This window comes from Paenibacillus sp. OAE614 (assembly GCF_040546645.1).
Taxonomy (GTDB): domain Bacteria; phylum Bacillota; class Bacilli; order Paenibacillales; family Paenibacillaceae; genus Paenibacillus_AQ; species Paenibacillus_AQ favisporus.
The window spans coordinates 4270418-4294132 of record NZ_JBEPOD010000001.1 but is presented as its reverse complement, the minus strand read 5'-3'; the positions used below and the strand labels follow the sequence as shown (position 1 = coordinate 4294132).

The window sequence follows — 23715 nt, the reverse complement described above, 5'->3', positions numbered from 1 at the left end:
GAATGAACTAAAGCGGTTAGAACAGGAAGTTCAATGCAAAACTTTAGTTCAATCTATATAACCAAATAAATATTCAAGCCGTTCAATAGGGGGAACATGCATGAAATCGGAGAAAATATCCGAGGCGGTTGTCCGCAGATTGCCTATATATCTTAGATATCTAAATGAGCTGAACAAGCGGGAGGTGGCCACGGTCTCCTCCCAGGAGCTCGGGCAGAAGCTGGATCTCAACCCGGCGCAGATCCGCAAGGATTTGGCGTATTTCGGGGATTTTGGCCGTAAGGGGATAGGGTATGACGTGTCCTATCTCATCGAGAAGATCCGTCAAATTCTGAATTTGGACCAGCAGATCAACGCGGTGCTGGTCGGAGCGGGGAATCTTGGTCAAGCTTTGTCCAACTATAACTTTTACCTGAAGGAAAATATGAAGATCGTGGCCGTGTTTGACGCCAATCCGTCCAAAATCGGCACGCGCATCAACACCTTGACGGTACAGGCTATGGATGAGCTGAAAGAAACGATACAAAGTAAAAATATCCGGATCGGGATTATTACCGTCCCGGATTTCGAAGCGCAAAACGTCGCCGATCAGCTGATTGCGGCCGGGATCGAAGCGATTCTGAATTTTGCGCCGACGATTCTGAAGGCGCCGGCAAGCATCCGGATACACGCCGCCGATTTTACGACGGATTTGCTCAGCCTTGCTTATTATTTGAACAACGGAAAGGACGACACGGAAGATGACGGACAATTTGAAGAGCTCCAGCAGCCGGAGCGCCAATCCTAAATGGGCCATCAAGAACGGAAGCTTTGCCGTTTTGCGGCCGGAGCAGCCGGTATTGCACGGCTGGATGGTCATTGAGGGCGACCGCATCACCTATATCGGTGAAGAGGAGCCGCAGCTGGAAGAGGGCGTACAGGTCGTCGACGGCACGCATTTATTTTTTATGCCGGGCCTGATCAACACCCATGGACATACCGCCATGTCGCTGCTGCGCGGTTACGGAGATGACATGGTGCTCCAGGAATGGCTGCAGGAAAAAATGTGGCCGATGGAAGCAAAATTCACGTCCAGTGACGTCTACTGGGGGACTTCGCTGTCCGTGCTTGAAATGCTGAAGGGCGGTACGACGACGTTCCTCGATATGTACGATCATATGGATCAGGTTGGCAAAGTGGTGACTGAATCCGGCATGCGCGCTGCCCTGACCCGCGGTGTCATCGGCCTGTGTCCGGAGGATGTGCAGCGGCACAAGCTGAACGAAGCCATTCAGTTCGCCAAGGACTGGCACGGGCAGGCAGACGGCCGGATCACGGCGATGATTTCTCCGCATGCCCCGTACACATGCCCTCCTGATTTTATCGAGAAGTTCGTTCAGGCGGCGCATGACCTGGATCTGCCGATGCATACGCATATGTCGGAGACCAAGGCGGAAGTGGAGCAGAATGTACGCGATTATGGAACGCGTCCGGCGATTCATTTGGAGAAGCTCGGCATGTTCTCACGGCCGACGATTCTGGCACACGCGGTCCATTTGACAGACGAGGAAATCGACATTTTGGCGAAGCATCACGTGACGGTATCACACAACCCTGGCAGCAACCTGAAGCTGGCGAGCGGGGTGGCCCGCGTTACCGACATGATGCAGGCAGGCATTACGGTTTCCCTCGGAACCGACAGTGCGGCGAGCAACAACAATTTGGACATGTTTGAAGAAATGCGCCTTGCCGCTTTGATACATAAGGGCGTCTCGGGAGATCCGACGGCGGTTCCCGCGGCGGAAGCGCTGCGTATGGGCACGATCTACGGAGCGCAATCCTTGTTCCTGGAGGGAATCGGTGCACTTGAGGCCGGGATGAAGGCGGATTTTATCGCGGTGAATACGGATCAGGCTCATTTTCTGCCGCGTACGGACTTTATTTCACACGTCATTTATTCGGCCAGCGCGAAGGACGTTGAGCATGTCTGGGTGGACGGGAAGCAGGTCGTGAAGCACGGCAGCTGTCTCACCCTGGACGAGGAACGCATCCGCAGGGAAGCCCAAGCGGCTTTTGAAGGTCTTCTCTCCCGATAAGACCGGGATGATTAGCTCACCTTTAAGAAAGGAAGTTCAGGTTGAAGAACAAGAAAAAATGGATCTTTCTCGGCATTGTCGCCCTGCTGCTGATCATTTTCGGCGCTTACCGTTATTTTATTTACGTGCTGCAGGATCAATGGAGCGAAAAGGACACCGCTATTGCCAGAGCGAAACAGGAAGCCGGAATCGTGTCGGTCGCCGATGCCCAAAAGTCTGTGTGGGACCAGAACAGCATCTACTGGGTCGTGGAAGGGACGAACAAGACGGGCCAGGAGGTCATGGTCTGGGTGCAGTTCACCGATCAGGGAAAACCCAAGGAAGGCCAGAATACCGTGCATCAAGAGCTTTTGAGCAGCGGTATGTCCAAAGAGAAGATGAAGGCCAAAATCAAAAGCTCCATTCCCGGCATTAAAGATATGCGCCTCGTACCGGGTGTCTATAACGGAGAATACGTATGGCAGCTGTTCTACAAGGTGGAAGATCACTATTACTATCAATTTTACCGGTTCAGCGACGGAGCGGAAATCGGCAGCCCGTTCACGCTGCCCAATCGATGATTTTGTTTAAACGGCCATATCATGCAGAAAGAACCCCATCCTTAAATGGGGTTCTTTGGCTTACAAAGGATAATATTTAAAATATATTCACACTTTACCTTCGATTTAGTATATACAATGTGATATACTCTTATTTGTATTGAAGAGATATATATGACGAACAGCCCGGATTGTACTATAATTAGAGGATAGCGTTTTTCAGTAAAATTCAGAAGCCCGCTTCAGCTTGGAAGAAGATTTTTCTGCTCTTTATTGAAAAGCATCGTATATAGAAGTACGGTCAGATGCGCGTATCAAACGAAGAGATGCTTGTGTTTCGCGACAAGCGCAAAACCATCCATCGAATCGGACTGAACAGAAGCATGGTGACCGACCAATGGACTTGAACCGCTAACGAAATATTTATTTTTGTCATCTAAAGTTTACTTTTTTTTTGCTTTACCATTTCGAAAGGGGGACAACAAGTGAAATTGCGTCCATTGCCTATTATTATAACTGTTGTGGTTTCGGTAGCCGTACTGTTTGGCGGCTTGTTCTTTTATCGGCAAACGACCCTTCAGGGTCCGCTGCAAAAAATCGTCAGCAATTATCAGGGCGTAAATAACGCACATTTTAATATTACCCGCGATCAGGTGGATTTGAAACTCGATTTGAAGCCGAATGTAAATTTGGCTGATTTGGCGGATAAAATCTCCACCGAAGGCAAATCCGTCGTCGGCACCCGGACGCTGAAGTTCGATTTTGTGGATCATTCATCGGACAAGCTGAACCAGTATTGGGATAAAGCGATGTTCTCTGTAGCGGAAGCGATGGAAAACAAGCGCTATACGGAAATTCCGGTCAAGCTGCAGGATCTGGCTAAGGGTACCGGAATCCAAACGAAAGCCGAAATGGACACGAAAAATGTCTATATTACGCTGACGGACGGCAGCTCGAGCAAGTTTCTTGTTCTGCCCCGTGATCCCGGCAAGATGGGAGTGTGGGAATAATGCCTAGATTGCTGAAGGAAGTTTTGATCGGATTTGTGCCGGTATTATTCATTTTTCTAGCTTTTGTAGGGGTCAATGTCATCCCTCTCATTATCGCCGGCCTGATGATCGGCGGACTCCTGTTTATGACCAACATGAGAGGCGGCCTGACGGTAGGTGCTGCTTCGGAACGCAAGCGTAAAAAGGGCGGGCCGAAGAAGCTCACTTTTGAAGAAATCGGCGGCCAGGATAATGCCAAGCAGGAGCTGCGCGAGGCACTGGACTTCCTGATCCGTCATGATGAAATCCAGAAGCTCGGCATCCGCCCGTTGAAAGGAATTCTGCTGACGGGACCTCCTGGAACAGGGAAGACGCTGATGGCCAAGGCGGCCGCACATTACACAGATTCGGTATTCGTTGCCGCATCCGGCAGTGAGTTCGTAGAAATGTACGTCGGCGTCGGCGCGGGCCGCGTCCGGGATCTGTTCCGCGATGCGAGAAACCGGGCAGCCAAGGAGAACAAGCAGAGCGCGATCATTTTCATCGATGAGATCGACGTCATCGGCGGCAAGCGCGAAGGCGGGCAGCAGCGCGAATACGATCAGACGCTGAACCAGCTGCTGACCGAGATGGACGGCATTTATTCGTCGGACAGCCCGAGAATCCTTTTGATTGCGGCGACCAACCGCAAGGAGATGCTGGACAGCGCACTGCTTCGTCCGGGACGGTTCGACCGTCATATTCAGGTGGACCTGCCTGACAAGAAGGGACGCAAGCACATCCTGGAGCTGCATGCGAAGAATAAGCCGCTGCACGAGGATGTCAACCTCGATAAAATCGCCGAGGAATCTTACGGCTTCTCCGGCGCCCAGCTGGAGAGCGTCATGAACGAAGCCGCGATCTACACGATGCGCGAAGGTCTGAAAGAGATCGAGCAGCGCCATCTGTCCATGTCCATCGACAAGGTGATGATGGGTGAGCGCACCGACCGTGAATCGACGATCGAAGAGAAGAAACGCGTCGCCATCCATGAGCTTGGACATGCCATCATGGCAGAGCTGGTGCGTCCGGGCAGTGTCAGCCAGGTGGCCCTCAGCCCACGCGGCAAGGCGCTCGGTTACGTGCGCCACAATCCGCAGTCGGAGCAGTACCTGTACACGAAATCGTTCCTCGAAGAGCAGATCATGATCGCTCTCGGCGGCGCGGCATCGGAGGAAATTTTCTACGGCGGACGCAGCACCGGTTCAAGCAACGACTTTGAACAGGCGCTCGACATCGTCAAGACGATGATGAGATCCGGCCTTACGTCTCTTGGCATCGTAAACATGGATATGGTCACGACCGAAGAGCTGATGAAGGTGAACAATGAGATTCTGGAAGACCTGATGGGCAGAACGCGCAGCCTTCTGGAAAACCACCGGATCATTTTCGACAAATCTCTGGATATTTTGCTGGCAGAAGAAACGCTGTCCGGCGAACAATTCCGCAAGCTGTTTCATGAGTTTTCACTACTGCCAGCCTGATGCGCTGGCTCTTTTTTTTACTTTTTTTTAATGCTGCGTTATTATTATAAGTTGGGTCGTAAATGTATTTTTCGACAAGAAGGGTACAATAAATATAGAAGACCATGGAAGGTGGAGCAGAAACATGTACTTTAAAAAAATTGGTGTTATCGGTGGGGGGACGATGGGCCAAGGCATAGCCGAAATGCTGGCCGCCAGAGGCTTGGACGTTCTGCTGGTCGAGAAAACGCCGGAGAAGCTCGATTATTCGTACAGCATGATCGAAACGAGTCTCGATAAGCAGCTTGAAAAATGGGCGATCACTCAGGCGGAGAAAAAGCTCATTTTGGGCCGAATCCAAAAGGTGGTCCATTTTGCCGAGTTGGGAAGCTGCGATATGGTTATTGAGACCATTTCGGAGGATCTCGAAGCGAAGAAGGAAGTATTTGCCCAGCTGGATCAAGTGTGTCCTAATCATATTATTCTCGCCAGCAATACTTCTACGCTCAGCTTAACGGAGCTTGCGAGCACGACGATGTATCCGGAGCGTGTCATCGGCCTGCACTTTATCCATCCTGTCAGCAAGGTTGACCTCGTGGAAATTATCCGCGGCCTGAAGACGTCTGATTCCACGTTCGGGGAAACGAAGCGTTTTGTGGAGGAAGTCGTGGACAAGAAAGGGATCATGGTATATGAGTCCCCAGGCTTTGTGACGAGCCGCATGATCTGCCTGATGATTAACGAAGCGCTGCATATCCTGCAGGAAGGCGTCGCCTCCGCGGAAGATATTGACGATGCCATGCGGATCGGCTATTCGTTCCAGCACGGACCGCTCGAAATGGCGGACCGCTTCGGTCTGGATTCGGTTCTTGCCGCTCTGGAGCGCATGTTCCGCGAGTTCGGCGAACTGAAATACCGCCCGTCCATCGTGCTGAAGAAAATGGTTCGTGCCGGGCATTTGGGCGTGAAAACGGGAGTAGGCTTCTTCAAGTATGACAAGGATGGTGACCGCGTATGAAAATTTTGGTGATCAATGCTGGCAGCTCTTCGCTGAAATACCAGTTGTATGATATGACAGACGAAAGCGTACTTGCAAAAGGACTCGTAGAACGGATCGGCATGGACTCATCCATCGTTACCCATAAACCTACCGGCCGCCCGGACGTGACTGAGGTCAGCGAAATTCTAGAGCATACGACGGCGATCCGCAAAGTGCTTGCCCTGCTGACGGATAAAGAGAACGGCGTGATCGAATCCGTGGATGAAATCCAGGCGGTCGGCCACCGGGTCGTGCACGGGGGAGAATTCTTCAAGGAATCCGCTCTGGTGGATGCGGAAGCCAAGTCTAAAATCCGCCAGCTGTTTGATCTGGCGCCGCTTCATAACCCTGCATCCATGCTGGGGATCAAAGCAACGGAGGCGAATATGCCTGGCGTTCCGCAGGTTGTCGTGTTTGATACCGCCTTCCATCAAACCATGCCGGAGACGGCTTATCTGTATGCCATTCCGAGAGTGCTGTACAACAAATACAAAGTCAGACGTTACGGTATGCATGGCACCTCGCATGATTTTGTCAGCAAAGCTGCAGCGGAGTACCTGGGCCGGCAGCTGGAAGATCTGAAGATCATTACCTGCCACATCGGGAATGGGGCCAGCCTAACCGCCGTGGATGGCGGAAAATCTGTTGATACGTCCATGGGCATGACGCCGCTCGAAGGCTTAATGATGGGTACACGGAGTGGTGACCTGGATCCGGCGATCGTTCCTTACGTGATGAACAAGGAAGAGCTGACGGTCAACGAAGTGAACTCCATGCTGAACAAGCACAGCGGTCTATTGGCCATCTCCGGCATCAGCAGCGACATGCGCGAAATTACCGAAGGGATGGAGAAGGGCGATGCCCATTCCAAGCTGGCCTTTGACATGTACGAATACCGTCTGCGCAAGTACATCGGTTCATACGCAGCCGCGCTGAACGGCGTGAACGTGATCGTCTTCACGGCGGGCGTCGGTGAGAATTCGGTTGTTTTGCGTAAAAAAGTATGCGAAAATTTGACTTACCTGGGCGTGGAATTGGACGAAGAACTGAACGCCGTCCGTTCCGGCGAACCGCGCCGCATTTCTTCCAAGAACTCCAAGGTGGAAGTGCTGGTCGTTCCGACGAACGAGGAACTGGTGATCGCCCGCGATACCAACCGGATCGTTCAATCCTTGAACGCCTAGGCTGAAGGGATACAGGCAAGTAAAGTTAAGGGAGAGATTGAGGCATGGCCACCAAATGTGTAATTCGTGACGTAAGCAAACACGTGGGTGAAACCGTCACGATTGGCAGCTGGATCAACAATAAGCGGTCCAGCGGTAAAATTCAATTTTTGCAGCTGCGCGACGGCACCGGATACATCCAGGGCGTCGTCGTCAAGAGCGAAGTCACCGATAAAGTGTGGGAAGACGCGAAAAGCTTGACGCAGGAGAGCTCCCTGTATGTCACAGGCGTCGTGCGCGAAGAACCGCGCAGCCCGTCCGGTTATGAAATGACGGTAACGGATGTGGAAATCATTCATCTGACGGAGAACTATCCGATTACGCCGAAAGAGCATGGCGTCGACTTCTTGATGGATCACCGCCACCTGTGGCTCAGATCGTCCAAGCAGCGGGCGATCCTGGTGATCCGCGCCGAAATTATCCGCGCTGTGCAGGAGTTCTTCGACCAGAACGGCTTCACCCTGGTGGACCCGCCGATCTTGACGCCGACGTCGGCCGAAGGGACAACGAACCTGTTCCATACGAAATACTTCGAGGAGGACGCCTATCTCACGCAGAGCGGTCAGCTGTACATGGAAGCCGCGGCGATGGCCCTCGGTAAGGTGTATTCGTTCGGACCGACTTTCCGTGCCGAGAAGTCCAAAACCCGCCGCCATTTGATCGAGTTCTGGATGATCGAGCCGGAAATGGCATTTACGGATCACGAAGAGAGCCTCCGTGTGCAGGAGCAGTTCATTACGCATGTGGTGCAGTCCGTCGTCAAAAACTGCCGGGCAGAGCTGGAAGCGGTAGGACGCGATGTATCCAAGCTGGAGAACATCCAGGCGCCGTTCCCGCGCATCACGTACGATGAAGCGATCGAATTTTTGCATGGACAAGGCTTCGATATCCCTTGGGGCGAGGATTTCGGCGCTCCGCATGAAACGGCGATTGCCGAAAACTATGACAAGCCGGTGTTCATTACGCACTATCCGGTCGGCATCAAGGCGTTCTATATGAAGCCGGATCCGAACCGTCCGGACGTCGTGCTGTGTGCTGACATGATCGCTCCGGAAGGATATGGCGAAATTATCGGCGGCTCGCAGCGGATCGACGATCCGGAGCTGCTGGAGGAACGCTTCAAGGAGCATGAGCTGTCCACGGACGCCTACCAATGGTACCTGGACCTGCGTAAATACGGGACTGTGCCGCATTCCGGATTTGGTCTCGGACTGGAACGGACGGTAGCCTGGATTTGTGGGCTGGATCATGTTCGCGAGACGATTCCGTTCCCGCGGACGCTGTACCGCTTGTACCCATAATGCCGGAAGAGGTGGAGCTCATGGACAATGCAGGTTGGAAGACATGGGCCGAGGGAGCATCATCCGGACTCGGGGCAGGCATGGCGGTCATTCCGTATGTGCTGCTTCGCCATTACCGCAAGCTGAAGCTGACGGATAGCGAAGCGATGCTGCTCGTTCACCTGATCGCGTTCAAGCAGGTCGAGCAGAAGGACTTTCCGACGATGGAGGAGCTGGAGGAGGTTACGGGATCCGGCGCCCAGTCGATTGCGGAGTCGCTGCAGAAGCTGATGAGGGCAGGGTTCATCGCCATCGATGAGGAGCTGGACGAGCTGCGCGGCATTCAATATGAACGGTACAACTTGTCCGGCCTTTATCATCAGCTGAGCCTGTGCCTGGCGAGCGAGGAGAAGCAGCGGACCCAGGCTGCGAATAGACGGACGAAGAAGGCGGCCAAGCCGGAGACGGACAGCAGCAATATGTTTACCGTTTTCGAAAAGGAATTCGGCCGTCCTCTCTCACCGATGGAATGCGAAACGATTTCGGGTTGGATGGACCAGGACCGTTACCCTGAAGAGCTCATCCGCATGGCGCTGAAGGAGGCGGTCTTTGCCGGTAAGGTCCATTTTCGGTACATAGACCGGATCCTGCTGGAATGGAGCCGCAACCGGGTGCGTAATGCCGAGGACGCCAGAGCCTATACGCAGAAGTTCCGCGGCGGCGGCAGAGCCTGACATCAGAGAGTTGAAAGCGTGCCTTTCCGTTTAAACGGAAGGGTACGCTTTTTTAGCGTCTGAACAGAACGATTAGCCGTGTGTTTGAATCAGGTAAGGACAGCTGCTGCTTGGAAGCGGTTTGGTTTCCGTCTGGATATGCGCCGGTTCGATGGACGTTTCCATATAAAAAAGGCGGATCGGCGGGCGGCAGGAACATGATCGGCAGGCAGGAGTATGGTACAATATTTCATAGTGTTCAAGAAGCTGGGTCTGTAAGCTTTTTATACGTTAAAGGAGGATATCCATGAAGAACATACTGATCCTTGGCGGTACCCGTTTTTTCGGCAAACGGCTTGTTGAGCGGCTGCTGGAGGATGGGCATGAAGTCACCATCGCGACAAGAGGAAACACGCCGGATCCCTTTGGCGACAGGGTAGAGCGGCTGGTGCTGGATCGTGAGAATAAGGAATCTCTGGCCCAGGCCGTGGCAGACGGCAGGGTGTGGGAGGTCGTATATGACAACATCTGCTACTCCCCTCAAGCGGCCCAGGATGCCTGTGACGTATTTCAGGGAAAAGTCAAAAGATACATACTTACCTCGTCTCTGTCGGTGTACGATCCTTCTTCGCACCGGAATCAGGAGAAGGACGTCAATCCGTACATTTATCCGATCACGATGGGAGGCAAGGATGATTTCTCCTATGCGGAAGGCAAGCGGCTCGCCGAGGCTGTCTTTTTCCAAAAGGCCGACTTCCCGGTATGCGCCGTCCGCTTTCCGATCGTGCTGGGGGAGGATGATTACACGGAGCGGCTTGAATTCCATATCCGGCGGATCCAAAGCGGTACGCCGATCGGCATGCCGAATCTGAGCGCCAAGTTAGCGTTGATCGATTCTGAAGAGGCCGCCTCTTTCCTGAGCTGGCTGAGAACCCAGCGTGTGGAGGGGCCAATTAATGCCTGCTCACAGGGGGATGTCAAACTGTCGGACATCATCGGCTGGATCGAGAAGGAAACGGGACGCAAAGCTATCATCCAGCGGGAGTCGGCAAAAGAAAATGCTTCCCCTTTTGGCGTACCGGAGTCCTGGACGATGGATACCTCCAAGGCGGAGCGGCTGGGATATTCGTTTAAAGCGATCCGCTCGTGGGTTCCGGCTTTGATCAAGCAGCTATCGCAGCAGGAGAATGTTTAGAAAATCATTTGCGGCGCTTCAGCTGGCCTGGGGCAGCCAGGCACGGATTCATTCAACCGGCAATTTAGGGCAGCCTCTTCCTTCGGGGAGGGGCTGTTTTTCTTTTGGATGATATTGGCACGAATTTTTTTTGAAAAACATGCAGGGTTAACCCGGAGGGCTGGCGTCTATAGATACGGGAAGGAGGAGAGAGTTATTGACGAGGAAGCATTGATCGAGCAAATTCGTGATGGCGACCAAAGCGCGTTCCGCACGCTCGTGGAGCGTTACGGACAGCATGTGTTCCATACGGCCTACTCGGTGCTGAAAGATGCCAAGGAAGCCGAGGACGCAGCCCAGGAAGCCTTTATACAAGTGTATAAATCTCTCTCCGAATACCGGTCCCAAGGATTCAAGACGTGGTTGACCCGCATTGCTTTACATAAAGCTATCGATGCTAAAAGAAAGCTGGGAAGGCGCAGGGAAGACCAGCTTGCGGATGCAGAGCAGCTGAACCAGTGGCCATCCGGCGAAGCGGATCTGCTGGCCCAGCTGGTCAAGAAGGAGAAAAAGGAGACGCTGGAGCGGAGGTTACATCGCCTGCCGCAGCAGCACCGCGAAATTTTGATTCATTTTTATATTCAGGAAAAAAATTACGAGCAGATCGCCAAGGAGCAGGGAATTGCCGTCAAAACGGTGGAATCCAGGCTGTACCGGGCGAGAAGCTGGGTCCGCACCCATTGGAAGGAGGAGGAGTGGAAATGAGTCACAAAGGACGCTCCCAGCCGGTGACGCAGGACTGGGTGGAGTACATTCAGGGGGCTTGCCCCCCGGAAAAAGCGGATTCGCTGGAGTCGCTGCTGCTGGAGGACGATTCGGCCCTGGCGGCATACATGCAGGTCATGAATGATCTGGGACCGAAGCTGCCCGGTCTCGAATATGAGCAGCGGTTCATCGACAACGTCATGGATGCTCTTCCTTCCGAAGATAAGGATGCGGAGCGCGGAGCAAACGAAAATTGGCGCCGGCGGTGGTACGAACATCGCATGTTCCATTACGCCGTGGCGGCCTGCATTACGCTCGTATTCCTGTCGACCGGATGGTTCGACAAGCTGGGCCCGGAAACGCTGCAAAAGGCAGGGACGGGCGGCCAGCCGACGTATGGTGAAAAGCTCGTTCATGTGACGACAGGCTGGCTGGACCGTCTGAAGCCATAAAAAGAGGGAATAGATGACCATTCAGAATCAAGGAAAGGAACGATGACTTTGTATCCACAACGCAGTAAGATGGCTGCTTTTATTCTCAATTTCATCCCGGGCCTCGGCCACTATTACATGGGACGGAAGCTGAGAGGGGTTATTTACCCTATGCTGTTTTTTGGAGGCATTTTGTTTGGAGTAATGGTGGCGATCGCACTGGGTGAAGGCGGCATGTTTTTTGCTTTTACCCTGCTGTGTGCGGGTATACTATGGGGGATCTGCATGCTGGACCTGATCGTGTATCTGGTGCGCATGCCTGCTCCGCAACCCGGGTATCCGCCGCAGCCTTATCCTCCGCATTGGGAACCGGGGGCCGTTCCTTATCCGGGAGGATATAGCGGGCAGGGGCAGCCTGGGTTTCCGGGGAATGGACCCGAATTTGCCCAGGAAGGAATGTATGCGCAGCAGCCGTACCCTCCTTATCCGCAGCCCAGCCCGGAGAACGAGCGCTTCTTTACGATTCTGCTCTCCTTTATTCCAGGGCTTGGACATCTTCATATGGGATTGATGCAGCGGGGCCTGTCGTTTCTGATCGCCTTTTTTGGGCTGGGGACCGTCATGTTCTTCCTGACCGGCCTGACCAGCCATGCGTTCTTTATGCTGTTCCTCGGCATCCTGCCGATCATCTGGCTGTACTGCATGTTTGACGCCGTGCAGCTGATCCACCGCAAGCAGGCCGGCGAACGGGTTGAGGACCGCACCCTGTTCGACGAGATGGAGGCCGGCCGGGCGGAAGGACGCCGCAGCAAAGTGCTCGCTACGCTGTTGTCTGCTTTCCCGGGAGCCGGACATATGTATTTGGGCCTGCAAAAAAGAGGGCTGCAGCTGATGGTGATTTTCCTGGGGAGCGTCTACATTTTGGATTTGCTGCGTCTGTCCCTGTTCATGTTTCTCATTCCGCTCATCTGGTTCTACGCCTTCTTCGACGGGCTGCAGCAGACGAGCCGATACGGGCGGGAGCGCCTGATTGACCGGCCTGTCATTGAAGGCATCAAGCTGCACCAGAAGTGGCTTGGCATTGGCCTAATGGCACTCGGCGTGTACTATATCGCCACGAGCCTGATCATTCCCGAGCTTGAAGCGCGGTTTCCCGAGTTCCATATCGATTACCGGATTTCGCATTACTTGAAAACAGCCATCGTGGCCCTGCTGCTGATCGGCGTAGGCATCCGGCTGTTGACCGGGCCCAAACCGAGCGGTCGGGAGAGAAGCCACGGGGATTTTTAAACGGATATTCACTCTAAGATATTGTTCGGCCCTTCATGCAGCCTGACTTGAGTCAGGCTGTTTTTTTTTTATGAGGCTATGGAGAGAAAAACTTTGCCGGATGGATTGCGCCTGGGATTCAAGAAATGTTATGATAGCCCATGCTCGATTTTTTGTCCTGTGAAAGGGAAAGGAGTGGAACGGGTGAAAGTATATGCTTTTGACCAAGAGGTCGGAAAGGAAATCGGTGTGTACGGAAGCCGCGAACTGATGATGTCCAAAATCCTGATGAGTGAACAATGGCATGAATCCGGGTCGGAATCAGGAATGACGATCAACGTCGTGGAAGGTCCGATACGATCTCCGGACATGGTTAAAATGGAGGTGCAGCCGTACTTGTGAACCAGTGGGATGCCGATATTCACATCACGGACGCTTTGGTCTGCGAGCTGATCGAAAGCCAGTTCCCAGATCTGGCCGGACTTCGGATCAGGCGGATTGGTGAAGGCTGGGACAACGCCGTTTATCGGGTGGGAGACCGCTATACGTTCCGTTTTCCAAGAAGAAGCATCGCGGTTGAATTTCTGCGCACAGAAGGGAGGCTGCTGCCGCTCCTTCGCGATTACATTGCGCTTCCCTATCCCAAACCGGTGTTCTACGGACAGGAAAGCAAAGCATATCCATTTCCGTTTCTGGGTTACACCTATATTCCCGGAACGTTTCCCGTTGGACTGACCGATGAACAGCGGCGTTTATCGGCGGCCTCCTTAGGAAGCTTTCTGCGTAAACTTCATTCGTTTCCTGTGGGAACGGCCAGGGAAGCCGGGGCTTCGGAAGACCACCGGAACCTGACGGACGTAATTTCACGCAAAACGAAAATGGTAGACATCCTGTCCAGCCTGAAGCCTCATCTGCCAAGGGAGGAGCATGATGCCATCCAGAAATATTTGTACCACCGTGTTACCGTGGACCGGATTATCCCGCAGGAAGTAATGCTCCATGGCGATCTGCACTTTAAAAATATGCTGGCAGACGAGCGTGGACAAATCAGCGGCGTGATCGACTGGGGAGATCTGAATGTCGGCCATCCGGGCTGCGATCTCAATATCGCTTACAGCTTTTTGGGCCCGGCAGAGAGGCAGCTGTTCTTCGAACAGTATGGCGAAGTGGATGAGGAAACCAGGCTGCTGGCCAGGCTGATCGGCGTGTTTATTCCGATGCTCCTTTTGGCTCAGGCGGTTCAAATCCAGGATGCCGGGGTGGCGGAAGAAGCGCGGGCTAGTATTCGCCGGGCTCTGTCCGGTGATTGAAACGGCCGATAATGATCCGCGGGGAGCGTATGGTCGTGGTCCAACGGGAACGGATTGAAACTTTTTTGAAAAGCGCCCCCCAACCTGTTAAGAATGATGGTGACAGCTGTCCGAATGCTAAGGCAGTAAGCAAGGCTTAATCGCCAGGGATTTTGGTTAGCTCAAACTGGCTGCCCCATCTTTGGGTAGTGGCGATGAGGGTGCGGTCTCCTTTCGTAAAAAAATAGCCGCTCCCTTCATGCTCCTTATAGTCCCACCCCTGTTTCTCCAGCATGGAAATGATGCGCTCACCATTCTGCTGCGAATTGAGCCGGCTGATATACCAAGTATTTTTTTCATCTGACAGCAGGACTGCAGGCGTATCGCCGGACTGCATGCCCTGATTCCATGCCGTCTTTTTGTCGACTCCTTGTAGTGGCAAAGCCGGGTATAGAAGATGGGTCTGAAGGATGAGCCACAGCAGAACGGATAGCAGAACCAAGGCTCCCGACGCACCGATAAACCATGTTTTCAACATTTTATATCCTCCTTTAATTTATCAAATGAAGTCACTGTTCCAGAATTTTCCTAATTCCCATTATAGCCTGGATCTTCGATGACTTGACAGGCCTACATATACAAATCAGGCGTTACTTTCCTCTCACTTAAAGCGTTTTATACAAAGAGAATGACGTACAGATCGTTTGAAGGGGGCGCTCTATTGAAATTTATATTGCCCGCGATCCTGCTGACGGTGTTGGTGTTAGCAGGCTGCAGTCCAGAAAGGGATACGTTCAGCTCACCGCTGTATCAAGGCCGAAGCTTGATGATCGGGGTGATTGGTGATATTCCGATGGTACGGGAGAGTAATGTTACTTTTAAGCAAATCACGTTTGACGATTTAGAAAAAGGAGATTCGTTCTTATCCGCATACGACGCCGTTTTTATCATGAAAGAGGAGCTGCCGACAGCCGCATCGCCGCAGTACGCCAAAATATATAAACTTGCTGGAATTCCGTTTTTTTTCTTCGAATCTTCCAAAATCCTTGCCACCTATATAGATGCTACGATTTCTTACGAGGATTGGCCTGACATGGGGCCCGGTTTCTTCGTACTTGGATACGACGGAGGGACACGGCACCAGTTTGGCACCGGTTTGTATAACGACACCAAAAACGAGACGAATGTCAAAAGCGCTTACTCTGATATTTTCAGGCAGATCGAAACCGGGCTATAGATGGTTATACCGTATTGAATAAGGAGGAACATGTCCTGAAAATCATCAGCTGCTCGCTGTTAGTGCTTCTACTGTTGCTTACCGGATGTGCTTCCATCCCCCAATCTTACAGCATGCCTGAGTATAAGGGCAGAAGCTTAACGATCGGAGTGGTTGGAGGGGCGCCTTCCGTAAGGGAGAACAACGTTACCTTTGTAACCTTAAATAAAGCAGATCTGGAGAAAGGTACCGCGAATTTAACCCGCTATGATGCCGTTTTTATCATGAAGAAGCATGTGTCTCATTTTGAAGCTCTCATGGAAAAAAATGAACTGAACTTAGAGGACGGCGTTCCGATCTTTTTTATCCAATCTTCGAATATACCGGATCCTCTTTTGTGCGGAAAGGGCTTGCTCCGGAAGAATACTTCCGAATCCAATGAATTTGCGTTAGGTTATGTGAAGAAGGGAGAGCAGAATAAAACATTTTCCTTGGTCTTGGACGAACATAACGACCCTTTCTCAAATCGGGAGAACGCCTATACCATCCTTTTCAAAACAATCGAATCGGGTATTTAGACGGACAAAAAAATCCTTACTCCGACGCCGGCAGATCCGGTATGGAATAAGGATTTTTTACTCTTTTCATCAAGAGCAGCAAGGCTGCTTCCGCGGTTGCTTAACGCCGGCCATCCAGCGTAAGCGGGGCGGCACTGTTCTGAAGAAGCATGCTGCGGTACAAATATTCAAAAATGAATTCAAACGCCTCCAGATGCTTTTTCGCTTCAAACGCGTTTTTGCCCCAGGCATAAATGCCGTGGTTGCGCAGCAGGATTCCCGGTACGGCCGGGTTCAGCACGCCCTCCACGAGTTCGGCAATGCGGGGAATATCCGCATAGTTCGGAAGCACAGGGATGGAAATCGGCGCATTCTCTTCCCAAATGTTGAAAGCTTTAATCAACTCGATGCCCTGAGCCGGCACGACTCCGGCCTCCCCGAACCATTCGCTGATCAGGTTGTTAAAGATCGTATGCACATGGAACACGGCGCCGCAGCCGGTGAGACGGTATATTTCGCAGTGGATTTGCGTCTCCGCGCTGGGCTTCAGCGAGGTCGTTTCCACCGCCCGGCCGCTTTTGTCCACAAACAAAAAGTCTTCCGGCGTCGTCAGCGACTTGTCTTTTCCGCTCGCCGTAATGGCGAAATAAAAGGCTTCCGGGTCAAATTCGCCCACCCGCATCGAAAGATTGCCGCTGGTCCCCGGAAACCAGTTCTTCGCGGCAATCTGCTGTTTGATCAGGCTCAACTCTCCGAGAACCTGCTGCTTATGCTCCAGGCTAATGCCGGCAAAGGTCATGTCTACAGCACTCCTTGTCGTTGTTTCTTCTTCATGTCCTCGATAATGTCAAAAAAGGTTTCAAAAGGAACATGCTTCACGCCAAGCTCCGCGCATTTGTCCGTCAGGATGGAGCGGGAGTAGACGAGGTCGGCGATTTTGGCACCTTCGAAGTCGGTCAGGCTGTCGCCGATCAGAATCCGCTCGTATTCGTCTTCCGGGAACCGGCGCATGACCGTCGTTTTGCACATCCCGCAGCCGTTATGGCAGGGATCCTGGCAAGGGTGCGGCCAGAGGATCTCGATCCGCTCTCCGCTGAAATCGGCGCTGTTGCAGAAAATATGGTCGGACGGAATCCCGAACGGCTCGAGGAGCGGATCGATAAAAAAGTCCATGCCGCCGCTGGTCACGTAAAAGCCGATATTTTCCTCTTTGGCATAGTCCAGAAATTCACGGAAGCCGTCTCGAATGCCCGCCCGGTCCAAGACGTAGCTGACAATTTCGTCCTTCATCGAAGAAGGCAGCAATGCGAACATGGCGCCGACGCCTTCGCGCAGGGTGATCTTCTGGCTGACTGTATCTTCCATGATCGGCTTGTACCCGGCCGGGTCAAAATGCTTCATGATCGCCACGATGTTATCCGACAGTGTGATCGTGCCGTCAAAATCGCAAAAGATTACGCGTTTCTTGGCTGTCATCGTTCGCCTCCCCAGGCGTCCAGGGCGGCCTTCAGTTCAGGATGGCCGTCTTCGGCATACTGGGCGAGCGGAATGGACTGCTGCGCCGCAGCAATCGCCTGCACAAATGCTCGTCCGCCGGCCTCCGTACCCATCGGATGGCCGTGAATGCCGCCCCCGGCGTTCACGACCACGTCGGTTCCGAAATCCCGCAGGATGAGCGGCACGAGTCCGGGGTGGATCCCCGCCGAAGGCACCGGCATGCTGGCCTTCATTGGCAGTTCCCGGCTGATCAGCTCGTCACGGATCGCCATGTTTTCCGCCTTAGGCATCGTCACGGATCCGTAAGGGGAAGGGAAGAGCACCAGATCCGCGCCGGTGAGCCGCATAAGCTGGCCGAGCAGCACCGAGGCAGAGATACCATAATACGGCGACGGGTAGAAGGCTCCCGCGAGGGCCGGATGCGCGGCGATCGGAACGTTGATCTCCGGATCGCTGCTCAGTTCATGCAGCACGTCGTAGCCGTAGGACAAGACATTGAACAGCAACGCGTTCGCGCCGGCACCGATTGCCTTCTTCGCCTGGCTCTTCAAACTGGACGTCGGTCCGGTCAAATTGGCCGCATACAGCAGCTTCTTGCCTGTTTCCTTCTGTGCCGCTTCCGCAGCCTTCAGGCATACTTCCACGCGCTTTTCGATCGGCGTCAATTCGTTCTCGAACAGGATCTCGTCGTCTTTAATCAGGTCGACTCCCCCGAGGGCTTGTCTCAGAAACTGCTCGCGCAGCTCGTCCGCATTCAGGCCGATGACGGACTTGAAAATGCTCATCAGAAGCGGCCGGTCATGGACGCCGAGAATGTCCCGAATGCCCGCGATGCCGAATTTGGGGCCCGGGAAACCCTGCACGAAATGATCTGAAAAGCCGAGGCGGTTCAGCTTGATTTTGCCGTCCATCGAGATTTTGCCGAAAACGGTGACAAGCAGGGCCGGAATGTCGCGGCTGAAGTTGATGTCCGGGTACGCGATGGTGACGTCGGCGTACCGCTCACCGGGTGCGGCGCCTACTGGCTCGTGAACGTCCACCTGGAGCACTTCGCCTAGATGCTTTTGCATCGATTCCCGCTTCGCTTGGGGAAGCTCGGTCCAGCTGCCGACGGTCATGCCGACAGCGATCGACTCGGCCTTTTTACGAAAGTCGGCCTTGTCGTCATACAGCCGGTACGTGGCTGTGCAGCGGCTCATGAAATTCCCTCCTTCAGCGCGGCCCCCATTTCCCGGGAGCGTTCCGCGCAGCGGTTCACGGCGGCGATCACCGTCTCGAAGAAATCGCCTTTGTCAAGCGTCTCCAGTGCCGCTTGGGTGGAGCCGTTCGGCGATGTCACCTTCGCCCGGAGGGCGGCAGGCTCCTCGCCGGTCTGCTGCACCATCCGTGCGGCGCCAAGAACCGTCTGCACCGTAAGCTCCTTGCATTGCTGCGGCGTCAGGCCGCCGCGGATGCCGGCAGCCATCATCGCTTCCATCATGTAATAGATATAAGCGGGGCCGCTGCCCGAGATGCCGGTCAGAATTTCTAGTTTGTCTTCGTCCACGACCGTTACCGTACCTACGGCCTGGAACAGCGTCATGACCGTCTGGCGGTCCTGGTCGTTGATTTCCTTGGAGAAGGAGACGCCGGTTGCACCGAGGCCGATGGAGCTGGAGGTGTTCGGCATCGTGCGGGCGACGGGCTGCTTGCGTCCGAGCAGATCCTGGATCGTGCGGATGGTGAGACCTGCGATGACGGATACGATCAGCGTGTTATCGGAGAGCAGCGGACCGAGTTTGCGCAGCACGTTAGCCGCATCCTTCGGTTTGATAGCGAGCACGATAATCGGAGATTCACGCAAAATTTCCGCGGTTTCCGCCGGGTCATTGTTCGTTTTGACATTGTAGCGGTGCTTAAGCTCTTCGAGCCGCCCCGAGTTGGAGCGGTTCAGCATGGTAAGACTTCCGGCATTGACGACCGATCTTCCGATCAATCCTCTGACGATGGCTTCCGCCATCGCTCCTGCACCGTAAAAGGTAATGGGCTGGGCAATCATGGCCTGTTGTTGACTCATTATAATTCCTCCTTGCGCGGCAAGCCGGTATTGTTGAGCTCCGGTATTACCCGCGAATTTGTCCATTTCCATGGATGATGTATTTCGTGGAAGTCAGAGCCGGCAGGCCCATCGGGCCGCGGGCGTGCAGCTTTTGCGTGCTAATGCCGATCTCTGCGCCAAATCCGAATTCGAAGCCGTCCGTAAATCGGGTGGAAGCGTTATGGTATACGGCGGCAGCGTCCACTTCCTGAAGGAAGCGTTCGGCATGGCGCTGATCAGCGGTAACGATGCATTCGGAATGCTTGGTACCGTAAGCAGCAATGTGCTGCATGGCCTCATCTATCGATTCTACAATTTTTACGTTCAAAATGTAATCACTGTACTCCGTTGCATAATCTTCTTCTGTGACCGGGAGAGCCCAGTCGACGATTCTGCGGGTTTCTTCGTCGCCGCGCAGCTCCACCCCGGCTTCCTTGAACGTTCCGGCCAGTGACAAGAGATGTTCCTTGGCATACGCCTGATGCACGATCAGTGTCTCCATCGAATTGCAGACCGATGGACGCTGTACCTTGGCATTGATCGAGATTTCCTCGGCCATCACGGGATCGGCCGTCTCATCCAGATACGTATGGCAAATGCCGGCGCCCGTTTCGATAACCGGCACGGTGGCGTTTTCCACTACGGTGCGGATGAGCGAGCTGCCGCCGCGTGGAATGACGACGTCGAGCAGGCCGTTCAGCTTCAGCATCTCGTCAACCGAGGAACGGTTCGGATCCTCGATCAGCTGCAGCGCCTCCGGTGGAATGGCGGTAGTGGCGAGGGCGCCATGGAGCACCTCGACGATTTTGCGGTTGGAGGAGAGGGCGGAGGAACCGCCCCGCAGCACGACGGCATTGCCTGTCTTCAGGCACAGGCCGGCGGCGTCGACGGTCACGTTCGGGCGCGCTTCGTAAATGATGCCGATAACGCCAAGCGGTACGCGGTATTTGCGGATGCGGAGCCCGTTTGGCCGTTCGATATTCTCCAGCTCGTCGCCGACCGGATCGGGGAGCTCGACGATTTGCTCGAGCCCGGCGGCGATGGCGTCGATCCGCTGCGGATTAAGCGCCAGGCGGTCGAGGAGCGAGGATGAAGTTCCCTGTTGGCGGCCGCGCTCAAGATCCTCGGCGTTGGCCGCGATAATTTCATCCTGCTTCTGACGCAGTGCCTCGGCCATGCGAAGCAGCGCCTGATTTTTCTCGTCGGTGCTCAGCCGGTTTAATACGGCGGCGGCAGCGCCGGCGCGTTCTGCTTTTGATCTTACTTCACTCATACATAAATGCCTCCTTGTCCTTATTATGTGAGTAACCTATTTTAAGGTAATCCACTCATCCCTATGAATCACTTCGAGCCGGTGAACGGTATCCAGCATCCGGATCACTTCAGCGCTGCCCAAGCCCTGAATCCGCCTGAGCTGCTCATCGTCATAATTGACGATGCCGCGGCCGCAGACCGTCCCTTCCAGGTTCAGCACCTCAACGACATCGCCGGCATGAAACTGGCCTTCGACCTGCTTCACGCCAACGGGGAGAAGGCTGTGGCCGCCATGAACGAGCGCTTCCTCAGCTCCCCGGTCCACGTAGAGAGTGCCTAGCGGTGTGGACATGAACCCGAGCCACTGCTTCTTCATCGGCAGCGAGTGCAGCTCGGTGTCGAAGTAGGTTCCTTTGCCGTGGCCTTCCATGGCACTGCGAAGATCGCCGTTCTCAGTTACGCGGCCCACGAAGACCGGCACGCCGCCGCGGGTGGCGATTTTGGCGGCATCCACTTTGGAGCGCATGCCGCCCGTACCGACAGATGAACCGGCGCCGCCGGCAATGGAGTAGATCTCCTCGGTAATTTCTCCGACATGGTCAAACCGGATTGCATTCGGGTTATTCCGTGGATCGGCCGTATAGAGACCGTCCGTATCGGTCAGGATCAGCAGGTGCTGGGCTTTGACCAGGTTGGCGACGAGCGCCGACAGCGTATCGTTGTCGCCGAATTTCAGCTCATCAACCGAAACGGTATCGTTCTCGTTGAATATGGGGACCGCCCCCTGCTTCAGCAGCTCCTCGACGGTCATGCTGGCATTGTTCATGCGCTTGCGGCTGCAAAAGTCGGTGCGGGTTAGCAGGATTTGCGCGGCGGTGATGCCGTGCGAGGCGAATGCTTCCTGGTATGCCTGCATAAGCAGTGCCTGGCCGACGGAGGCGGCGGCCTGCTTTTCGTGCAGAAGCTTGGGCCGGAAGCTGTAGCCGATCGCCCGGAAACCGGCCGCGACTGCACCGGAGGTGACAAGCAGCACTTCGCATCCGGCTTTGATGAGTGCTGCAATTTCGCCCGCAAAGAAGGCGACCGCATCGCGGTTCAGTCCACCTTCAACGCTAGTAAGCGAGCTGCTGCCGATTTTGACGACGACTCGAGATGGCATATGATATCACGTTCCTTTTCTAATATAAGACTGCTCTGTTTTCCTCATAAAAACATTCTGGTACAACAAAAAAACTTTCGTCCTTTGGAGTAAAGGACGAAAGTTTATACTTCCGCGGTACCACCTTTATTGATGATTGGATCATCCGGCTTTGGGCCCTGTAACAGAAGGCACTGTCCTGCACACAAGCAGGCCGCTCAGGGGTAGGTTTCGGAAGGGCTCGCGGTAAATTCTTTCAGCCGGTGGAATTTACTCTCTGGGCGCGAGTGTCCGTTCTTACTGGTCCCGTCAACGCGTTTCATTATGTTTCTATATTTGCTTCCTTTGGTTCATCCGCTTTATTTTCACCTAGAATACCACGAAGCGGCGGTCTTTGCAAAAGGTTATACGAACAGATTCAGCCGTCCGATCCGTTCAGCAGCTTCCTGCAGCCTCTCCTCGGAGGTCAGCAGCCCGACGCGGACGTAGCCTTCGCCATGCCGGCCGAAACCGATGCCGGGAGCAACGGCCACCTTGGCTTCATTCAGCAGGAGGTCGGCAAACGACTCTGACGTAAAGCCATTGGGCACCGGCAGCCAGCTGAAGAAGGAACCGCCCGGCTTCTCCGCCGTCCAGCCGATGCGGCCGAGACCGTCGAAAAGGGCGTTGCTCCGCGATTCATACCGCTGCACGAGCTCCTGTACGCAGTCCTGAGAGGAGGTGAGCGCCGCAGCGGCCGCGGCTTGGATGCCGCCGAACAGGCTGACGTAGATATGATCCTGCAGGTTGTTGATGAGCGAAATCACGTCCCTGTTGCCCAGCGCAAATCCGACGCGCCAGCCAGCCATGTTGTACGTTTTGGACAGGGTGTAAAATTCGATGCCGACTTCCTTGGCGCCCGGTGCCTGCAGGAAGCTGACGGGGCGCTCGCTGTCAAAGCCGATGGCCCCGTAAGCGAAGTCGCTTGCGACGACGATGCCGTTCTCTCTGGCGAAGCGGACCGTGTCCTCATAGAAGCTTAACGGGGCGACGGCCGATGTCGGATTGTTCGGATAATTCAGGAACATCAGCTTGGCGCGTGCCCGGTCCGCCGGGCTGATCCGGCCGTAATCCGGCAGGAAGGCGTTGTCCGCCAGCAGCGGCATAAACGACATTTCGGCTTTGGCCAGCGCTACGCCGGACCAGTAATCAGGATATCCCGGATCCGGAACGAGGCACAGATCGCCGGGATTGAGCAAAATCTGCGGGAGCTGCACCAGTCCCGTTTTGCCGCCGAACAAAATGGCAACCTCTTTCTCAGGGTCAAGCTCCACGCCATAATCCTCGAGATAGCGCTTCGCGATCGCTTCCTTTAAAAAGGCAAAGCCGGTAAACGGCGAATATTTATGATAGAGCGGGTTGGCTGCCGCCTCCTGCAGCGCGGACACGATGTGTCCCGGCGTCGGTGTATCGGGATTGCCTTGCCCCAGATTGATGACGTCATGCCCAGCGGCGATTTCCCGGTTCACCTTCTGCACGAGGGTAGCGAAAAACTGGGTCGGCAGCTGGGTCATCACTTCGGCGGGGACGATGGGAAAAGCGGATGTCGGACGTGCGTTGTCCTCTGATGAATGCATATCAAATCACTCCGGTCTGGACTCGAGAATAATATGTTTAAATCTATCACGATTTATCCGGGCTGTATAGAG

At 54.2% G+C, this 23715-nt stretch carries 25 protein-coding genes; 17 read left to right on the top strand and 8 right to left on the bottom strand.

Annotated features, from left to right (window positions below):
* Positions 1-100 precede the first annotated feature (100 nt).
* The 15 genes from ABIE48_RS19655 to ABIE48_RS19585 all read left to right on the top strand — a co-directional run bounded on the left by ABIE48_RS19655 (position 101) and on the right by ABIE48_RS19585 (position 14309).
* Complete coding sequence (locus ABIE48_RS19655) at positions 101-787, top strand: redox-sensing transcriptional repressor Rex (protein WP_076170875.1); 687 nt, start codon at positions 101-103, stop codon at positions 785-787.
* Complete coding sequence (locus ABIE48_RS19650; protein WP_145023941.1) at positions 741-2075, top strand: amidohydrolase; 1335 nt, start codon at positions 741-743, stop codon at positions 2073-2075. The genes ABIE48_RS19655 and ABIE48_RS19650 overlap by 47 nt, the downstream gene beginning before the upstream one ends.
* A gap of 41 nt (positions 2076-2116) precedes the next feature.
* The gene (locus ABIE48_RS19645) at positions 2117-2635 is read left to right on the top strand and encodes a cell wall elongation regulator TseB-like domain-containing protein (RefSeq protein ID WP_192715602.1); all 519 of its coding nucleotides are present in this window, start codon (positions 2117-2119) and stop codon (positions 2633-2635) included.
* Positions 2636-3099: 464 nt separating this feature from the next.
* Positions 3100-3624 carry a hypothetical protein gene (locus tag ABIE48_RS19640; RefSeq protein ID WP_192715601.1) on the top strand — a complete coding sequence of 175 codons (525 nt, stop codon included), beginning with the start codon at positions 3100-3102 and terminating at the stop codon, positions 3622-3624.
* A complete protein-coding gene (locus ABIE48_RS19635) occupies positions 3624-5126 on the top strand; it encodes an AAA family ATPase (RefSeq protein ID WP_145023943.1) in 1503 nt (500 codons plus the stop codon). Before ABIE48_RS19640 ends, ABIE48_RS19635 begins: the two co-directional genes overlap by 1 nt.
* 124 nt (positions 5127-5250) lie before the next feature.
* The gene (locus tag ABIE48_RS19630; RefSeq protein ID WP_076170885.1) at positions 5251-6123 is read left to right on the top strand and encodes a 3-hydroxyacyl-CoA dehydrogenase family protein; all 873 of its coding nucleotides are present in this window, start codon (positions 5251-5253) and stop codon (positions 6121-6123) included.
* Positions 6120-7328 (top strand): acetate/propionate family kinase, encoded by a 1209-nt coding sequence (locus ABIE48_RS19625; RefSeq protein WP_192715600.1) that lies wholly within the window; start codon positions 6120-6122, stop codon positions 7326-7328. Before ABIE48_RS19630 ends, ABIE48_RS19625 begins: the two co-directional genes overlap by 4 nt.
* 44 nt (positions 7329-7372) lie before the next feature.
* The gene (gene asnS / locus ABIE48_RS19620) at positions 7373-8668 is read left to right on the top strand and encodes an asparagine--tRNA ligase (RefSeq protein ID WP_076170891.1); all 1296 of its coding nucleotides are present in this window, start codon (positions 7373-7375) and stop codon (positions 8666-8668) included.
* A 20-nt stretch (positions 8669-8688) separates the two neighbouring features.
* Complete coding sequence (locus tag ABIE48_RS19615; protein WP_145023947.1) at positions 8689-9381, top strand: DnaD domain-containing protein; 693 nt, start codon at positions 8689-8691, stop codon at positions 9379-9381.
* Positions 9382-9667: 286 nt separating this feature from the next.
* The gene (locus tag ABIE48_RS19610) at positions 9668-10555 is read left to right on the top strand and encodes an NAD-dependent epimerase/dehydratase family protein (protein ID WP_192715599.1); all 888 of its coding nucleotides are present in this window, start codon (positions 9668-9670) and stop codon (positions 10553-10555) included.
* Positions 10556-10765: 210 nt separating this feature from the next.
* A complete protein-coding gene (locus ABIE48_RS19605) occupies positions 10766-11299 on the top strand; it encodes an RNA polymerase sigma factor (protein ID WP_240913289.1) in 534 nt (177 codons plus the stop codon).
* The gene (locus ABIE48_RS19600) at positions 11296-11751 is read left to right on the top strand and encodes a hypothetical protein (RefSeq protein ID WP_145023953.1); all 456 of its coding nucleotides are present in this window, start codon (positions 11296-11298) and stop codon (positions 11749-11751) included. Before ABIE48_RS19605 ends, ABIE48_RS19600 begins: the two co-directional genes overlap by 4 nt.
* 42 nt (positions 11752-11793) lie before the next feature.
* Positions 11794-13020, top strand: coding sequence for a hypothetical protein (locus ABIE48_RS19595; RefSeq protein WP_192715598.1), 1227 nt, complete (start codon positions 11794-11796; stop codon positions 13018-13020).
* A 183-nt stretch (positions 13021-13203) separates the two neighbouring features.
* Positions 13204-13401, top strand: a complete 198-nt coding sequence (locus ABIE48_RS19590; protein WP_192715597.1) for a hypothetical protein — start codon at positions 13204-13206, stop codon at positions 13399-13401.
* The gene (locus ABIE48_RS19585) at positions 13398-14309 is read left to right on the top strand and encodes a phosphotransferase (RefSeq protein ID WP_192715596.1); all 912 of its coding nucleotides are present in this window, start codon (positions 13398-13400) and stop codon (positions 14307-14309) included. The genes ABIE48_RS19590 and ABIE48_RS19585 overlap by 4 nt, the downstream gene beginning before the upstream one ends.
* Before the next feature lie 136 nt (positions 14310-14445).
* Here the strand turns inward: ABIE48_RS19585 and ABIE48_RS19580 are convergent, their stop codons facing one another.
* Positions 14446-14826 (bottom strand): hypothetical protein, encoded by a 381-nt coding sequence (locus ABIE48_RS19580; RefSeq protein ID WP_192715595.1) that lies wholly within the window; start codon positions 14824-14826, stop codon positions 14446-14448.
* A 183-nt stretch (positions 14827-15009) separates the two neighbouring features.
* Here ABIE48_RS19580 and ABIE48_RS19575 point away from each other — a divergent pair, with 183 nt between their 5' ends.
* Both ABIE48_RS19575 and ABIE48_RS19570 read left to right on the top strand, forming a co-directional pair.
* Positions 15010-15525 (top strand): hypothetical protein, encoded by a 516-nt coding sequence (locus ABIE48_RS19575; protein WP_192715594.1) that lies wholly within the window; start codon positions 15010-15012, stop codon positions 15523-15525.
* A 14-nt stretch (positions 15526-15539) separates the two neighbouring features.
* Positions 15540-16082, top strand: a complete 543-nt coding sequence (locus ABIE48_RS19570; protein WP_192715593.1) for a hypothetical protein — start codon at positions 15540-15542, stop codon at positions 16080-16082.
* 100 nt (positions 16083-16182) lie between these two features.
* On the opposite strand, the gene mtnB is transcribed toward ABIE48_RS19570, so the two are convergent.
* The 7 genes from mtnB to ABIE48_RS19535 all read right to left on the bottom strand — a co-directional run bounded on the left by mtnB (position 16183) and on the right by ABIE48_RS19535 (position 23643).
* Entirely contained in the window at positions 16183-16860 is a 678-nt protein-coding gene (gene mtnB, locus ABIE48_RS19565) for a methylthioribulose 1-phosphate dehydratase (protein WP_192715592.1), read from the bottom strand.
* A gap of 2 nt (positions 16861-16862) precedes the next feature.
* Complete coding sequence (locus ABIE48_RS19560) at positions 16863-17537, bottom strand: 2-hydroxy-3-keto-5-methylthiopentenyl-1-phosphate phosphatase (RefSeq protein ID WP_192715591.1); 675 nt, start codon at positions 17535-17537, stop codon at positions 16863-16865.
* Positions 17534-18757 (bottom strand): 2,3-diketo-5-methylthiopentyl-1-phosphate enolase, encoded by a 1224-nt coding sequence (locus ABIE48_RS19555; RefSeq protein ID WP_192715590.1) that lies wholly within the window; start codon positions 18755-18757, stop codon positions 17534-17536. Before ABIE48_RS19555 ends, ABIE48_RS19560 begins: the two co-directional genes overlap by 4 nt.
* A complete protein-coding gene (proC, locus tag ABIE48_RS19550) occupies positions 18754-19614 on the bottom strand; it encodes a pyrroline-5-carboxylate reductase (protein ID WP_397341538.1) in 861 nt (286 codons plus the stop codon). Before proC ends, ABIE48_RS19555 begins: the two co-directional genes overlap by 4 nt.
* Before the next feature lie 46 nt (positions 19615-19660).
* On the bottom strand, positions 19661-20908 hold the full coding sequence (locus tag ABIE48_RS19545) for a glutamate-5-semialdehyde dehydrogenase (protein WP_145023970.1): 1248 nt from the start codon (positions 20906-20908) through the stop codon (positions 19661-19663).
* 36 nt (positions 20909-20944) lie between these two features.
* A complete protein-coding gene (gene proB / locus ABIE48_RS19540) occupies positions 20945-22048 on the bottom strand; it encodes a glutamate 5-kinase (protein ID WP_145023972.1) in 1104 nt (367 codons plus the stop codon).
* Positions 22049-22431: 383 nt separating this feature from the next.
* Complete coding sequence (locus tag ABIE48_RS19535; protein ID WP_192715589.1) at positions 22432-23643, bottom strand: pyridoxal phosphate-dependent aminotransferase; 1212 nt, start codon at positions 23641-23643, stop codon at positions 22432-22434.
* Between the last annotated feature and the right edge of the window lie 72 nt (positions 23644-23715).